The organism is Rhodococcus sp. EPR-134 (assembly GCF_001647205.1).
GTDB lineage: Bacteria > Actinomycetota > Actinomycetes > Mycobacteriales > Mycobacteriaceae > Rhodococcus_F > Rhodococcus_F qingshengii.
Genome location: NZ_LVCT01000177.1, coordinates 1 through 14752, shown reverse-complemented (window position 1 = coordinate 14752; position 14752 = coordinate 1). Strand labels below are relative to the sequence as shown.

Genomic DNA, 14752 nt, shown 5'->3' with positions numbered 1-14752 from the left:
GACCACGTCGTCGTCAACTTCCGCTTGGACAAGGACCAGCCTTTGGGAAACCAGAGCACGGCGACGGTCAGGCTCAAGACGGTCCTCGGCAAGCGCTACCTGGAGATCGTGCCGGCCGGAGTGGTCGACGACTCCGAGGCGCGGGTCATCCCGCTCTCCCGCACAACCGTGCCGTACAGCCTCGACGACGTCAGCAGTGATGCCACCACTGCGGCAACAGGCGTCGACCTACAGGCGATGGAGTCCATGATGAACACCCTTTCGCAGGTGATTCCCACTGATTCCGATCAGGTGGGCCGGGCTCTGGCCGGAATCAGCGGCGCCTCGGCGGCTTTCGCGCAGAACAGTGAACAGATCGACCAGATTCTCATCATGTCTCGTGAGCTGTCGGACATGGCTGCGGCACAAACCGATTCGATCGTCGGTACTGCGGCCAATGCTCAGACGATCGTTCGAACTCTTGCGATGCGCAAGGACGCACTGACTCAGCTGGTCGACAACCTGACAATCATCATCTCGAAGCTCTCCACCACTTTCGTCGATCGTCAGGACGAGTTCGGAGCCATGACCGACAACCTCGTCGCGGTCACCACCACGCTGAAGAACAACGCAGATCAGATCGACCTGCTGTTGACTCGTCTTCCTTCCGCGCTGCGTTCGGTCACCGATTCAACCGGCACCGGCAATTGGACCGACGTCAACGCGCCGGCGGCCGTGATCCCGGACAATCTGCTCTGCGCGCTCGGCATCATGGAGGGCTGCAAGTGAATACACGAAAAGCCGTCACGGCCATGCTGGTAGTGACCTTGGCGATCGCCCTGCCCGGTTGGTACATATTCGGACGAACAGATCAGTCCAAGACCGTCTACGCCGATTTCAGCTACGTCGGCGGAATCTACGAGGGAAGCAAGGTCACCGTCCTCGGAGTCGGCGTCGGGACGGTCACGTCGGTGGAACCTCGCGGAACTTCTGTTCGAGTAGCGATGTCGATGCCCGACTCCGTGGACCTGCCCGCCGACGCCTCGGCCTATGTCCTCAATCCATCGGTGATCAGCGATCGACACATCGAACTCGGCCCGGCGTACACCGGCGGAGAGACACTGAAAGACGGAGACCAGATTCCGATCGAACGTGCCCACTCCCCCATAGATTTCGACGGCTTGATGGGAAGCGTCAGCACTTTGGCCGACGCATTTGCCGGGGATGGGGGCAATCTCGGCGATCTCGTGAGCCGCGGCGCCGCCGGGTGGCAGGGCCAGGGCGATCAATTCAACACCGCAATTCGCAACCTCAGCACGGCAACCGGAGTTGTCGGCGCTCGGTCGGAAGACATCGGTGCCCTTGTCGACAATCTCAACACTTTGATGAATGCTCTGGACGCACGGCAGGTCAGCCTCGACGAACTTGTCGGCGACCTCGGCGTCCTGGGTGATCAATGGGCGAGCCAGAACATGGACATCTCACAGCCTCTGCAGGATCTGCAGGTGGTCTTCGACCAGTTGAACAGTTTCATGACAACTCACGGCGATGATGTCGGTGCCATAGCCGACAACGTGCGAGTTCTCGGTGACACTCTGGCTGCCAAAGAACCCGGCCTCGCCGAGTTCATGGACCTGGTGCCGTTGATGATGCAGAACCTCTCCCAGACAATCGGTCCTGATCAGCGCGGGCGCATTCGGCTCAACGTCTCGACTGCATTGACTCAGTTCGCGGTGGCGAAACCGCTGTGCGACACCTACAAGTTGCCGATCTGCACCGGAGCCGGGTTCACGAATCCGATTTCCTTCCCCCTCAGCACTTCTGATCCGCTCGGCATCGCCTCCGCGATTTCCGGCGGAGCCGTCCCCGGAGGTGGCAATTGACGCGACAATCAGTTCGAATAATCGCCGGTATCGCGATCATCGGTGTGGGTTCTGCGGCCGTGTTCGCCTTCGGCGGCTGTAGCGCAGGCATTCAAGACCTACCCCTCGGTCGTTCGGCCGACGGTGACGCGTACAACGTGGCGCTGCAGCTGGCCGGCGCCGACGGCCTGGTGTTGGGAGCAGACGTCCGCAGCGGCCAGAAAGTCATCGGTCGAGTATCCGCGCTGTCAGCCGATGTCGTCGGAGCCGATGTGACTCTGAGTCTGGACGCCGCGACGCCATTGCCCGACAACGTCGAAGCTTCCGTCGAACTCCCGTCCGCACTTGGCAATCCGTTCATCAGACTCTTGGTGCCGGAAGTTCCGTCCGGCTCCACGCTCAGCGACGGAGACACAATTCCGGAGTCTCGCACCGAGACCGGTCCGCAGGTCGAAAGTGCGCTTGCCACCCTCGGCACGGTTCTGACCGGAAGCGGCATCGACCAACTCGATACCGTGGTGCGCGAGCTGAACACCGCGTTTTCCGGGCGCTCCGGTGAAGTTCGTTCTCTGACCGAGACCCTCACCTCGCTCATGGCAGAGGCAAGCAGTCACCGCAGCGAGTTCGACGAGGCCGTCGACCTCGCTGCCCGGGTCTCCTCCCAACTGGCCGGCCAACGCGTAGTTGTCGACAACTACCTCGATTCCGTTCCACAGGTGGTGTCGATTCTCGTGGGACAGAAGGATCAGATTGCGAGCCTGTTGAACTCGACCGTTCAGCTCGCCACCAACGCAAACACCATTCTCGACTCGTCTCCCAACGGCCTCGACGCGATGCTGCACGATGCGTCGACCGTTGTCGGGACTCTGGATTCGTTCAACTCGGAGATCGGCCAGACGCTGACGAACATGAACGGGTTGCTCGAAAACTTCACCGGTGCAGTGCAGGGTGACTACCTCGTTTTCGACGGCGCCCTGGATATTCCGGGAACGATCGACAAGCTCTGGAGCGGCGGTATGGCCGGTCAATCGATCGCACCAGCGGGAACTCTCACCGATCTACTTCAGGGAGGTCCGCGTTGAGTCGCCTTGCGCTTGTTCAACTTGTCCTGTTCGCTCTGATCGCTGCTGTGGTCATCCCTTTCGGGATCGTCTACGTGGTCGGCCCTCAGGGTTTCGGGGGTCAAATCCGGCTGCACGCCAACATGTCCGACGCCTTCGGACTGACCAAGGGCACGGTCGTCACGTATCGCGGCGTACAGGTGGGGAAAGTGAGTGAAGTCGAACTCGACGCAGGCACCCGCACGGCTCGGGTGGAACTCTCACTCAACGACAACACCGAGATACCTACCGACAGCGTCGCCAAGGTGACGATGGGGACCGCAGCCGGAATTCAGAATGTCGACATCTACCCCAACACAGACCACGGCCCGTATCTTAGGGACGGCGACGAGATCGCCATGCCCGCGGATCAGCAACCGGTCCAGATGAGCCAGTTGATGCTTCAGGCGTCCGGTGTCTTGGAAGGGATTGATCCACAAGCGATCAGCGACATCGGGACCGAGCTGGGGAATTCGTTCAACGGGCTCGGCCCGAGCTTGGCGACGATGATCGACAACGGTGGGACCATGTCGGCGCAGTTGAACGACCAGTCGGCCGAACTCGCTGCGCTGCTGTCGCGAACCTCCACGTTGGTGGACTCCATGGCGACACAATCGGATTCGTTCGTCCGGGGAATGGCAGCTGCCAAGAACTTCACCGAACAACTCGAATCCAATGCGCCGGTGCTGATCTACCTCACCGATCATTCGCCCGCCGCCCTGAACAGCGCTCAACAGTTGTTCGACAAGTACCACAACACTTTCGGAGCGGTCCTGGCCAATCTCGTCACTGTCGCACCGATCATCTCCGACCGCACAGAGGCCCTGGAAACCGGACTTGTCACGATTCCTGAAGGTCTCGCCAAACTGGCATCCATCGTCAAAGGCGATCGCGCCGACTTTGCCTTGGTTGCGACCCAGGGGCCGGTCTGCAACTACGACACCCCTCGGCGTGAGGTCGGCGATCTGTCTCCCACCAGTCCGAGTCTGGCGATGTACTGTCCCCCCGCCGACGACCTCGTCCAACGCGGAGCACAGAATGCTCCGCGTCCGAACGACCTCGGTTTGCAGAACTCGACCGTCCCGGGCACTCCGATCGGACCGCCCGTCGTCGCAGATCCGATTCTCGTCCCGACCGGAGTCGACGCCCTGAACTACTGGAGATTGATGTTGGAAGGACTGGGAAATGGCACACGGTGACAACGCACTACTCGACGAGACAGAAGCCGAGGTGGCCGAACATCCGACTTCTCCGTCGCTACTTCACCGCCTGAAGGAGCCACGCAACGCATTGATCTCACTAATGGCGGTAGCGCTGGTCGCAGCATTGGCGGTGCTCGGATTCCAGATGTACTCGGCGAATCAGGAAGACACGCTGCGGCAGGAGGCTTTGGACACCGCACGGGATTACTCAACCATCATGTCCTCCTTCGATTATCAGAACCTCGATGTCAACAAGGACACCATCGCCTCGATGTCGACCGACGAGTTTGCCGGCACCTACCGAACGATGGTGGATTCCCTGAGGGAAGTCGTTGCCGGGGGCCAAGGCCAGGCGAGCGCGACGGCGACAGACGTCGGCATCGGATCACTGGACGATTCGTCGGCCAAGGTGCTCGTGTTCGTCGACCAACAAGCCAAGAATGTCGCAGCGCCAGAGGGAAACACACAGAAGTACCGCATGGTCGTGTCCCTGGTCCGCTCGGGCGACCGGTGGCTCGTGAGCAACGTCGAGACCAAGTAACTCACCACACGCGGAGGAAGATCCATGCCCACTCACTACCTGGATTCGGAAAAGTCCGAGTCGTCGCTTCGCACCGATCAGACACGCATCACCATCACGGCCGAGCGTAGACGGTGGGCACGTAAGCCCGCACACATCACCGACGCACTCGATTTCTGGTCGTTCGCCGGAGCCGCTGCCAACGTCATCCTGCAACTCGGTTGGCCCGAGGTGGCGTACGGCGTCATGGAGAGCAAGGTCGAATCGGGTGCTCTGACAGCGCATCCGTGGAAGCGTGCACGAACCACGACGCAGTACCTGACGGTCGCGATCCTGGGTGACGAGGAAGAGCGAAAGGCTTACCGCGAGGCCGTGAACTCGGTACACCGACATGTGAAGTCGGATTCAAACAGCCCGGTCAAGTACAACGCCTTCAATCGCGAACTCCAATTATGGGTTGCTGCATGCCTGTTCATCGGTTTCGAAGACAGTCATCAGTTGCTGCACGGCAAGATGTCCGAAGAACAGGCGGAGTCGTTCTACAAGTCCGCGTCAACTTTGGGAACGACGCTGCAGGTCACCGAAGAGATGTGGCCGGCCACACGTGCCGACTTCGAGCGCTACTGGAACCTCGGTTGCGAACGCGTCGTCATCGACGAACGCACCAAGCAGTACCTGATCGACTTGGTCAACCTACAGATGATCGCGTGGCCGATACGCCTGGTGTTCCGAAACTTGTTGCGGTTCCTGACGGTCGGATTCCTTCCACCGATCTACCGCGACCAACTCGATCTCGAGTGGACCGAAGACGACCGCCGCCGGTTCGAACACCTCTTCATTTTCGTGTCGTTCGTCAACAGGTTCATCCCACGCTCCGTTCGTCAGGCCGGCAACACCATTCAGATGCGCGACATTCGCCGCCGGATCAAGGCGAGCAAGAATCTCGTCTGAGCCAGCGGCGCGTTATTGGTTGTCAATTCTGCTGCCCTACAGGTAAATCGGGCCGGTCGGTCGACAACAGATCACGGCTGGACATGGGTTCCAGCACGACTGGAAACCGGGTCGAAAAGCCGACAAACCGGGCTGATCGAGTGTCACATTCGCCGCATATCGACGCCGTCGAGGCACGTTTCAGGTGACTTACATCACATTTTATCTCGTTTATGTAACGCCGGGAGAGGTGGCATATCGCCATGCGACCTGGGAAAACACTCTTTGATGCATTTCTGTTGCACAAACATGTGTCGACACGCCGACCCGTGACCAATCCGTAATCATCTCTTATGGTTGGTGACAGCCCGATCAACCGGGCATTACCGAATCGCCACCGCCCGTCCCACCCCGCGGTTCGGACTCGACAACATTCCTAGTGGTGGGAGCGGAGCTGAGACGGTCACCGTCCTCCGTCGGCGGGACTCGAGAGGATTTACCGAAAATGACCAAGACCACCGTTACCCGTGCACTTGCCTCTGTCGCCGCAGCCGGAGCCCTCGCGGCCGGAGCCCTCGGACTGAGCGCAGGCACCGCATCCGCAGCCACCCACGACTGGTCGGGTGTCGCAGAATGCGAATCTTCGGGCAACTGGGCCGCGAACACCGGAAACGGCTACTACGGCGGACTCCAGTTCAGCCAGAGCACGTGGGAGGCCTACGGCGGAGCGGGCAGCGCCGCCAACGCCAGCCAGGCAGAACAGGTCCGCGTTGCTGAAAACGTCCTTGCCGGTCAGGGCGCCGGCGCGTGGCCGGTGTGCGGACAGTACCTCCGCTGACCCCAGTTCGAGTAGTGCGTCACTGCCCGGTGTTCGTCGAGAATTCGACGAACACCGGGCAGTATTGTATACCGATACCTATTTCCCACCACCACTACTGTTGAAAGATGTTACAGCGGTGCGTGATCCGTCGGGATGCCGCGGAGCGAGCGAGGTATATCGACTCGCCTTCCGATCCCCCATCATCCCTCGAAGAGCCATCCACAATTTTTGGGCCGTCCTTGCCAACCGGTTGTGAGAACTGACCGGCGCAGCCGTAGAAGCGTACGGGATGGGGTCCTTACGCACGTAGTGCTCCATAACCCCAGCGTAGCCGTGTTTCGATGCCGAAATGTTCGTTTTCAATCGCTACCTCGCATCCCTCACGGCGACCGAACAAATCGATCCGGCGCACTCGATGGCCCATCCTTGACCAGGCGTGCAAACCGGTCGGGTAAATCGCGTGGCCCGAACACTTCTCGACCACTGTGTGACAAGAGGCGGTCAACGCTCCACCACTCGGAGTGCTCGACCAGCTCGGCGGCCAGCGCTTCGCGCCCCAACGACCCACAGGGCTCGAATACGGTCGCCACCGGCACGAGGAAGTAGTCGTTGATCGCACCGCCCCAACCCGGCAATATCGCCGGGTCACGGATCTCCTCATGCCACACATGGGTGGCTGCGCCGTAGTCGCGCAAGCCGATCTCCTCGTCCAATTCGCGCGCGAGCGCCTCGGACGGGGTTTCGTCTCCTTCCAAGCTTCCGCCCGGAGGGCACCAGACCGTCAGCCCGCCCCCGGGCGCGATGAATCGGTAAAGCAGAATACGGGACTGGTCGTCAACGACCAACCCCCTGGCCGAATGCCTCAGACGCATGAGTGCCACTGTAAACCCGGCTCGCGCCCTGGAACGGTGGATGTGCAGTGCTCACATCAGTATTCAATCACCGTCACGCTCCACGCTCGTAAGTCGTGAGCCTAGGGCAAATCCCAACTCAACCAGCCCTGGTCGACACTCGGAATCCAACCGCCGCATGGCTGTCCGTGCTCCAACGCAAAAACGACGTCCTCCAATAGCGCGGCGACGGAGGGCCAGGTTGTCCCTTGGTCGGCGCTGTCTCCGAGGAATTCGCGTACACATCCGCTTGCTTGACCGGTCCGCGTATCGACGAACAAGAGATCGCCCCGAATGTTGGCAGCTATGGGAATGTATGCCGCCAAGAAGGTGTCAGCCACCGTTCCCGCTGGCTGATCAGGCAAAGCGATGCCACCGGCGGCTGTTGTCGTCTCTCCCCACTCTGTCGTCATCGATTCCCACACAGACGCGACACGATCCAAAGGCAACGGTTGAAACTCCGGAAATATCAGGGCCGAGTGCCCTCCGTCGGGGTTTCCGTTCTGCAAACCGAACCACGTCCGTAGCTCGGCCGGCCACGTCCTGCCCGTAAATGTTTCCACGGATTTCAGGACGTCCACTGGCGCGGGCGGGTCGATAGCGGCAGCCGTTACCGGGGCTTCCCGCTGACACCAACCGTTGAGTCTGCGCCAGTGCTCTTCAACGCTCATGAATGCACGCTATCCCGGCCTCACGGATCCATGACATCTGACGGCCGCGTTCGATCTCGCAGCGGGATTTCTGTCGATAGATTCGAACCATGACTCTTACCGACGCATGGCTCGCCTTCATGGAGGTACTCCGCGACCGTGCACCGGTCACCGCCGCTGCGGTACGTCCGCCTCGGACTCGGTCCGATCGGGAAACCGCCGAACGCGTCACTAATCCATGGCCGGAGGACCTACGCGAGTTCTTCGCCCTGCATGACGGCCAACCCTTCCGCTCCGACGACAACCAGTTCGTCGGCGAAGCCCTACCAGGAGTGGAACTGCTTTCACTCGACCATGTGGTTTCCACGCACAGACGTTGCCGTGAACAATTGCATCCTATCGACTACCTCGGACCCGACTGGCCCATCACCGTTCGAGCACAACACGCAGGTGAAACTGCAGAGATGTTCCTCCCTACCTACATTCCGTTCGCCGAGGACGGAGCCGGTGATTTTCTCTATGTCGATACCCGAGGTGGCCTACACCACGGCTGCATCCGCTATTTCGCCGCCGAAGCCGCCGACGAAGGCGGCTCCCTTTTCGGCTCTCTGGCCGACTACGTGGATTCGGTTCGTCGAAGTATCGAGTCAGGATCCGAGCACTCGTACTTGATGCCGACAGTCACTGACGGCGTGCTGGTCTGGGACGTCGACTTTTCGGATCAGCCGATCCCACATCCCCAGCCGAGCCCGATACCGCTGCACCTGCCGTTTCCGCTGAAGGACTTTCAGCCTTCGCTGGTCAATTCAGATGACGACCTCATCGACCTCGACGCCGTCCGCAAATCTGTCCTCGACACTGCGCAGTCCCTCCACCCCGGTTCGCATGTGCAGGGCGGCGAGGCGATATTTCCGCAGGTCCCGCGCCAGCGCGGGGTGACCGTGAACTCCTACGTCCAGATAGACGGAGTGCCCAGATTTTACCTGACGATCGTCACGGGAGTCGAGAACAACGTCATCGTCTACGAAATGCCTCCAGGAGGATTCGAATTCATAGTCGACGACTGACTTCTCTTGGTAAGTAAGGAGATTCCATGTCAGCGAGACTTTGCTGAGTTGACCTAAATGATCGGCACTTGTCCCCCGTTGTTGCGCCCATTTGATCCAGGCGCGCCGTTCCGGGTCGTCAGGGGACGCCTAAAGTACGGCGAGCGACGCAGATGTGGTCGGGGTCGGGGTATCGGACAGATCTCTATACACGAAATAGTTCCAGTCGATTCATGCGGTCGCTCAGGTGGCACGATCAATCAATAACAGCACGCTCCGGCAGTCCGGCAACCACAACCGCGAGGTTGTATCCCGACATCCGCAGTTCTCCGTTGTCCCCTGTCCTCGCGTACTCCGCATGCCCGAACGCCCGCTCGTGTTTCACTCCATCCGGGGTGATCCCCTCGGCCGTGGACAACCGATGGAACTCGGTGCGCGTCGGATCGCCACCGAAACGGCCGAACCCCGCGATACTGTCGCCTTCCGCTTTCATGACGTAGACGTGCCGGTCGGCGATACCAAGGTCCGACTCCACCTTGGCTCGCACCCCGGGTGAACCGTAGAACACCACGTCGTCGACCGCTGCGCTTGCCCCGCGTTGCAGCGCAAGAGAAGTCGCGAGGGATCCGTAGGAGTGGCCCAACGCGGTGATATGGACTCCGTCGTTGACCGACGCGGCACGAAGACCGTGAAAGAAGCTACCCAATGCGTCGGCGGCTATGCCGGCCTTGGACGATCGACTGACGTCGAAGCTGGCCCGACCGATGTCGAACTTTCCCGGCCCGATCACCTGTGGCGCGTCGTATCCGATCCAGGCGATGGTGGCCACGCTTTCCTTTCGGCCGGCCAGTTCGAGTTGCCGCATCGCCTCGGCTCGTAATCGCGTTGCCTCGCCGACCATTCCGCGCATCGAGTCCTTGACGTTGGTGTTCAGTCCGGGAATCGTCACGGAGATGTGATCCGCTGTGTCCGGATCACCGATCGCAATTGCAGCGAAGCCGCGTTCGCCCGAGCGCATGTCCATGAGCAGTAACCGTCGATCAGGTTCGGCGCGAAACAACTCGTCGAGCGCGTCCAGATCCTCGAGTTTGCGTTCGGCGTACCACTGGCCCGCCCCGGTGTTACTCAGTCTGCCGCCGAAGAACTCGCGGTGAAGTTCTTGCGAGATTCGGACTGAATCATCTTGCAGCCGTGCTCGTTCCGATTGAATTCGATCGAGGTTGGCCGGGCTGCGAATCGCAGCAGGAATGCCGTCGAGGTTGGCGATCAGGCCTGGTGCATGACGCAACATCTGACGCTGCCGATCAGGGCTGAACGCTCGCCACTCCTCCCCCACACGCACAGCTTTGTCACGGAGGTCGGTGCCGACCTGAGACCGCAGAGACAACGCATGATGAAGATCCGCGCTGACCAGCAGTGCCTCACCGATCAGTTCTCGAACTGCGACCTCGAGCAACTGGGCGTGCACGTGGAGCGGGTGACCGTCGGCGATGGGCGCAACAGCAGAGACGGTCCCATCCTGACGAATATGCAAGTCGTCGGCGACGGCCTCTTTGCGCAGCGTATCCAGCCGTCGACGGATGTCGCGAACGCGGTGAGCGACCAGAACGCCTTCCAACCCAGCAGACAGTTGATCCAAGGCTTCGACGTCCCATACGTCGATATCTGTGAGATCCACTCGGGTCAGGACGAACGAGCAGCGATCCGGGCCTGTACTTCCGGGCGACGCAACGGAGGGACGGTCTGAGGTGGCTGTCTGCGAGGCGGCAACGCACTGAGCAGGCGCGTCGTCGTTTCGGTCACCTCACGCACCGCCTGTTCGAAGGCGTCTCGGTTCGCGTCGGACACCTTGGCTATTCCGCTCACCTTACGTACGTATTGGCGAGAGGCCGCCTCGATCTCCTCCGGCGTAGCAGCGGGCTCGAGTCCACGAAGTTCAGTGATGTTTCGGCACATAATTCGACGATAACCCTGCTCACCGACGCCGTCACGGTTCGATACATCAATGTATCCAAACTGCCACGCAGATCCGGGCATCACGGTAGTTTCAGTGAAATTCCCCCAGTGACTGGAAGTAGCCACTAACTCATGGACTCTGCACTCACCTCCGTCGGCCTACCCGCCGCACTCGCCATCATCATGTTCGGCCTCGGGCTTTCCTTGACGGTCGGAGATTTTGCCCGCGTGGCAAAAGCGCCGAAAGCCGTCTCGATTGCCCTGATCTGTCAGTTGTTGTTGCTCCCGGCCGCGGCCTTCGGTCTGGTCACGTTGTTCGACCTCGACCCGCTGCTCGCCGTCGGCATGATGCTCCTCGCCGCATCACCGGGCGGCACCACGGCAAATCTGTTCAGTCATCTGTTCCGCGGCGATGTCGCTCTCAATGTGACACTCACTGCGGTCAATTCGGTGATAGCGGTGGTCACCCTTCCGCTCATCACCAACTTCGCGTTGGGGTACTTCGAACCCGAGGACGCGGACGGCACCCTCGGACTGCAGTTCACGAAGGTACTTCAGGTCTTTGCCGTCGTACTGATTCCTGTCGCCCTCGGAATGTGGGTTCGATTGCGCTCGAGCGCCTTTGCCGAGCGCATGGACAAGCCCGTCCGCATCGGATCCGCGGTGGTTCTGGCACTGGTGATCGTCGGAACGGTTGTTTCCGAGCGCGAGAACATCGCGGACTATCTCGTCGACATCGGCGTCGTCGCTGCCTTGTTCTGCCTACTGAGCCTCTCGATCGGTTACGTCGTTCCCCGGATATTCGGCATCGAGGATCGTCAGGCCATCGCCAGTTCCATGGAAATCGGCATCCACAACAGCACGTTGGCGATCACCATCGCCGTCAGTCTCCTCGACAACGTGCAATTGGCAGTGCCGGCCGCGGTGTACGGCGTTCTGATGTTCCCGCTCGCTGCAGCCTTCGGCGCCGCCATCACCCGAAAGTCACGGACCATGGCCGAAATCGACTAATATCAGGCGGTTTTCGATATAGGTGATCTGGTATCGCCAACCCTACGATCGATACGGACTCAGACCGAAGGGTATCGAAAAAATGCTGACCAACACACCTACCGTGCCGGACGAACGCGTCTGGCAAGAGCTAGTCGACGCACTTACCCGTCGCCAATTCGGCATCGGAGCCGGGATGGCAGCAGTCGCAACTATTCTGTCGTCCTGCAGTTCCAGCGACGGTTCAGGTACCGATGATGACGCTCAAATGCGCACCGTCACCACGCCGTTGGGGACCTACGACATACCTACCAACCCGAAGCGGGTCTTGGCCGTCGACGCCCGAACCGACCTCGAGCTCGCCATTGCCCTGGAACTACCGGTGTTCGGATACAACATCTCGCCCGTCACCAAGTGGGTTCCCGCCGACGGCTCGGCCGAATACCTCAGCGACAAGCCCAATCTGGAGCAGATCCTCGGACTCGCACCCGATCTCATCATCTGCGTCAACGCCGACAACGAGTACTGGCCCGCTGCAAAGCTCCAAGCCATCGCTCCTGTCCTGACGACCGAATCGAAGCAGACGTGGCGGGAGAACCTGACCCGGCTCTCCGATTGGCTGGGCCGAACACCCACCATGGATCGCCTGATCACCGATTACGACGCGCTGATCACCGACATTCGCACTCGACACGCTTCGGCGATCGCGGGCAAAACCGTCGCAAGCTTGTCCTACAGTCCGGACAAGGCCACGATCTACATCGACAGCCTGCCCGTGTCGGAGGAAACGGGAAAGAAGAATCGTCAACCCACCGACATGACGCTCGCCGATATCGGCGGAAGAACATTGAACACAACCGGTTTCGACAATCAGGGACGACTGAGCATCGAAGAGATGGATCGTCTGCAAGACTGCGACGCGTTCATGGTTTCTGTCACCGACAGCAGTGACACCACCTTCGATCAACTCTCGGACAACAAGTTGTGGCAACGACTTCCGGCTGTGCAGGCCGGGAACGTCGCCGTTCTGCAAGGAAGTACGTACTACGGGTCCATCTACACCAACATGTACGTGGCCAAGGGCTGGGACGATCTCTATTCGACGCTCGACTGATCAGCCTTGTCCGTGGAAATGCCGGCCGCTCCCGCGCGGTCGGCTTTTCACGTTTCGAGGTCGATGCCCAACGCTCCGGAGAGGGTCCGCAGACAGATCACTCTCAACTCTTCCTGCGGTATGGAAGGTTGATCGAGCCAGTCGAGGCAGACAGCTCGGACGAACGCGATCCATCCCCGAACTGCAACGGCAGCGAGCTGTCTTCTTTCGCCCTCGAATCCCAGTGCATCGAGGATTCGAATCTGCTGCTGTTCGAGTTCGCGCTCGACAATCGCCCGGATACCGGCCTCGGCCGACAGCGTCCCGACGTTGATGGCGCGCACTCCCCTGCTGTGCGACTTCACGTACGCGAAGTAGGCGTCCAACCCGGCTGCCACCTGTTCGCGCACCGGTAGCGTCGCATCGGGTGCGGTCACCTCGAGCAGGTGCTGCGATTCGCGCTCGACGATTGCGGCGAAGAAGTCTCGCTTGGTCGGAAAATAGTGGTACATCAACCCGCGCGAGACGCCCGCAATCTCGGCGACCTCTTCGATCCACACATCCTCGTACGAGCGATCGGCAAAAAGTTGCGCGCCGATGTCGAGCAACTGCGTGCGCCGCTGCTCTCGGTCCAGGCGTTTTCGTGGTGCGACCATAGGCAAGTCAGATTACTACTTGACACCGATTCAGTAAGGCGTACTTTGCGTACTAGACATCAATTCAGTAAGCGATCTCACCCCGGGGGACACACAATGAGCGTCGACACCACTCCAGAGGCGACGACCGATGCTCGGATCCCGCATCCGGCGTGGCGCCTGCCGGTCCTCGGGGACGTTCTCGGGATCAATATCCGGACACCGCTGCAGAACTCCGTGAGCATCGGCCGCGAACTCGGCCCGATCTTCGAGAGAAATGTCCTGGGAAATCGCTTCGTCTTCGCCTCGGGCGCGGACATGGTGGCAGAACTGTCCGACGAGTCCCGGTTCGCGAAGCACCTTGCACCTGGAGTCAAAGCACTCCGCGGAATCGGCGGCGACGGCCTGTTCACGGCGTACAACCACGAACCCAACTGGGGCAAGGCGCACAATCTCCTGGCACCGGCGTTCAGCCAGACTGCGATGCGCTCGTACCACCGCACCATGCTCGACGTAGCCGGCGAGTTGGTCGACCATTGGGACAGTCGTGAAAGTGACTCCCCCATCGACGTCTCCGCAGACATGACCAAGCTGACGCTGGAGACCATCGGACGCACTGGATTCAGCTACTCGTTCGACTCCTTCGAACGTGAAGAACAGCATCCGTTCGTCAAGGCAATGGTCGGCGCACTCTCCCATTCGCAGCGCACGACGTTCCTGAAGTCGACCGCCCTCGGGCGAGTGCTCGCACGTCGCGCCGATCAACGTGACGAGGTCCGCAAGGCGTACATGGCCGAGGTTGTGGACGAAGTGATCCGTGCCCGGCGGACAAGTACCGAACCGGGGCCCGAAGATCTTCTCGAACTGATGCTGCGGGCGGCACGCGAGAACGATCCCAACCGTATCGACGAACTGAACATCCGCCATCAGGTCGTGACCTTCCTCGTCGCCGGACACGAAACGACCTCCGGCGCATTGTCGTTCGCGCTGTACTACCTGTCACGAAACCCTGACGTGCTGGCCAAGGCGCAAGCCGAGGTCGACAAGGTATGGGAGGGCGAGGAGCCCGCCTTCGAGAA

15 protein-coding genes and 1 pseudogene are annotated in these 14752 nt (G+C 60.5%); 11 read left to right on the top strand and 5 right to left on the bottom strand.

Annotated elements, in window-relative coordinates:
- The 7 genes and pseudogenes from A2J01_RS07985 to A2J01_RS07955 all read left to right on the top strand — a co-directional run.
- A partial coding sequence (locus tag A2J01_RS07985; RefSeq protein ID WP_064112459.1) for an MCE family protein occupies nucleotides 1-768 on the top strand: 768 nt, incomplete at its 5' end.
- Complete coding sequence (locus A2J01_RS07980; RefSeq protein WP_003945762.1) at nucleotides 765-1862, top strand: MCE family protein; 1098 nt, start codon at nucleotides 765-767, stop codon at nucleotides 1860-1862. The genes A2J01_RS07985 and A2J01_RS07980, both read left to right, overlap by 4 nt.
- On the top strand, nucleotides 1859-2923 hold the full coding sequence (locus tag A2J01_RS07975) for an MCE family protein (protein WP_064112458.1): 1065 nt from the start codon (nucleotides 1859-1861) through the stop codon (nucleotides 2921-2923). Before A2J01_RS07980 ends, A2J01_RS07975 begins: the two co-directional genes overlap by 4 nt.
- The gene (locus A2J01_RS07970; protein ID WP_047269602.1) at nucleotides 2920-4140 is read left to right on the top strand and encodes an MlaD family protein; all 1221 of its coding nucleotides are present in this window, start codon (nucleotides 2920-2922) and stop codon (nucleotides 4138-4140) included. The genes A2J01_RS07975 and A2J01_RS07970 overlap by 4 nt, the downstream gene beginning before the upstream one ends.
- The gene (locus A2J01_RS07965) at nucleotides 4127-4684 is read left to right on the top strand and encodes a hypothetical protein (protein WP_047269603.1); all 558 of its coding nucleotides are present in this window, start codon (nucleotides 4127-4129) and stop codon (nucleotides 4682-4684) included. The genes A2J01_RS07970 and A2J01_RS07965 overlap by 14 nt, the downstream gene beginning before the upstream one ends.
- 24 nt (nucleotides 4685-4708) lie before the next feature.
- A complete protein-coding gene (locus A2J01_RS07960) occupies nucleotides 4709-5614 on the top strand; it encodes an oxygenase MpaB family protein (protein ID WP_003945519.1) in 906 nt (301 codons plus the stop codon).
- A 484-nt stretch (nucleotides 5615-6098) separates the two neighbouring features.
- Nucleotides 6099-6425 (top strand): annotated as a pseudogene (locus A2J01_RS07955) (transglycosylase family protein); the annotation flags it as partial.
- Between the two features lie 368 nt (nucleotides 6426-6793).
- Here the strand turns inward: A2J01_RS07955 and A2J01_RS07950 are convergent.
- Both A2J01_RS07950 and A2J01_RS07945 read right to left on the bottom strand, forming a co-directional pair.
- Nucleotides 6794-7285, bottom strand: coding sequence for an NUDIX domain-containing protein (locus tag A2J01_RS07950; protein WP_082900823.1), 492 nt, complete (start codon nucleotides 7283-7285; stop codon nucleotides 6794-6796).
- Nucleotides 7286-7386: 101 nt separating this feature from the next.
- Complete coding sequence (locus tag A2J01_RS07945; RefSeq protein WP_154100282.1) at nucleotides 7387-7974, bottom strand: hypothetical protein; 588 nt, start codon at nucleotides 7972-7974, stop codon at nucleotides 7387-7389.
- Nucleotides 7975-8063: 89 nt separating this feature from the next.
- Between A2J01_RS07945 and A2J01_RS07940 the strand changes: the two genes are divergently transcribed.
- Nucleotides 8064-9020: an SMI1/KNR4 family protein gene (locus A2J01_RS07940; RefSeq protein ID WP_058227638.1), complete on the top strand. Its 957-nt coding sequence runs from the start codon at nucleotides 8064-8066 to the stop codon at nucleotides 9018-9020.
- A gap of 235 nt (nucleotides 9021-9255) precedes the next feature.
- Here A2J01_RS07940 and A2J01_RS07935 read toward each other — a convergent pair whose 3' ends face one another.
- Nucleotides 9256-10677, bottom strand: a complete 1422-nt coding sequence (locus tag A2J01_RS07935) for an alpha/beta hydrolase (RefSeq protein ID WP_058227639.1) — start codon at nucleotides 10675-10677, stop codon at nucleotides 9256-9258.
- Between the two features lie 5 nt (nucleotides 10678-10682).
- On the bottom strand, nucleotides 10683-10955 hold the full coding sequence (locus tag A2J01_RS07930) for a DUF2277 domain-containing protein (RefSeq protein WP_003945457.1): 273 nt from the start codon (nucleotides 10953-10955) through the stop codon (nucleotides 10683-10685).
- A gap of 132 nt (nucleotides 10956-11087) precedes the next feature.
- On the opposite strand from A2J01_RS07930, the gene A2J01_RS07925 reads away from it, so the two are divergent.
- Together A2J01_RS07925 and A2J01_RS07920 are read left to right on the top strand one after the other, a co-directional pair.
- Complete coding sequence (locus tag A2J01_RS07925) at nucleotides 11088-11966, top strand: bile acid:sodium symporter family protein (RefSeq protein ID WP_003945620.1); 879 nt, start codon at nucleotides 11088-11090, stop codon at nucleotides 11964-11966.
- Nucleotides 11967-12048: 82 nt separating this feature from the next.
- A complete protein-coding gene (locus A2J01_RS07920) occupies nucleotides 12049-13059 on the top strand; it encodes an ABC transporter substrate-binding protein (RefSeq protein WP_064112460.1) in 1011 nt (336 codons plus the stop codon).
- 47 nt (nucleotides 13060-13106) lie between these two features.
- Here the strand turns inward: A2J01_RS07920 and A2J01_RS07915 are convergent, their stop codons facing one another.
- Nucleotides 13107-13694 carry a TetR/AcrR family transcriptional regulator gene (locus A2J01_RS07915; RefSeq protein WP_003945528.1) on the bottom strand — a complete coding sequence of 196 codons (588 nt, stop codon included), beginning with the start codon at nucleotides 13692-13694 and terminating at the stop codon, nucleotides 13107-13109.
- A gap of 96 nt (nucleotides 13695-13790) precedes the next feature.
- On the opposite strand from A2J01_RS07915, the gene A2J01_RS07910 reads away from it, so the two are divergent.
- A partial coding sequence (locus A2J01_RS07910) for a cytochrome P450 (protein ID WP_064112456.1) occupies nucleotides 13791-14752 on the top strand: 962 nt, incomplete at its 3' end.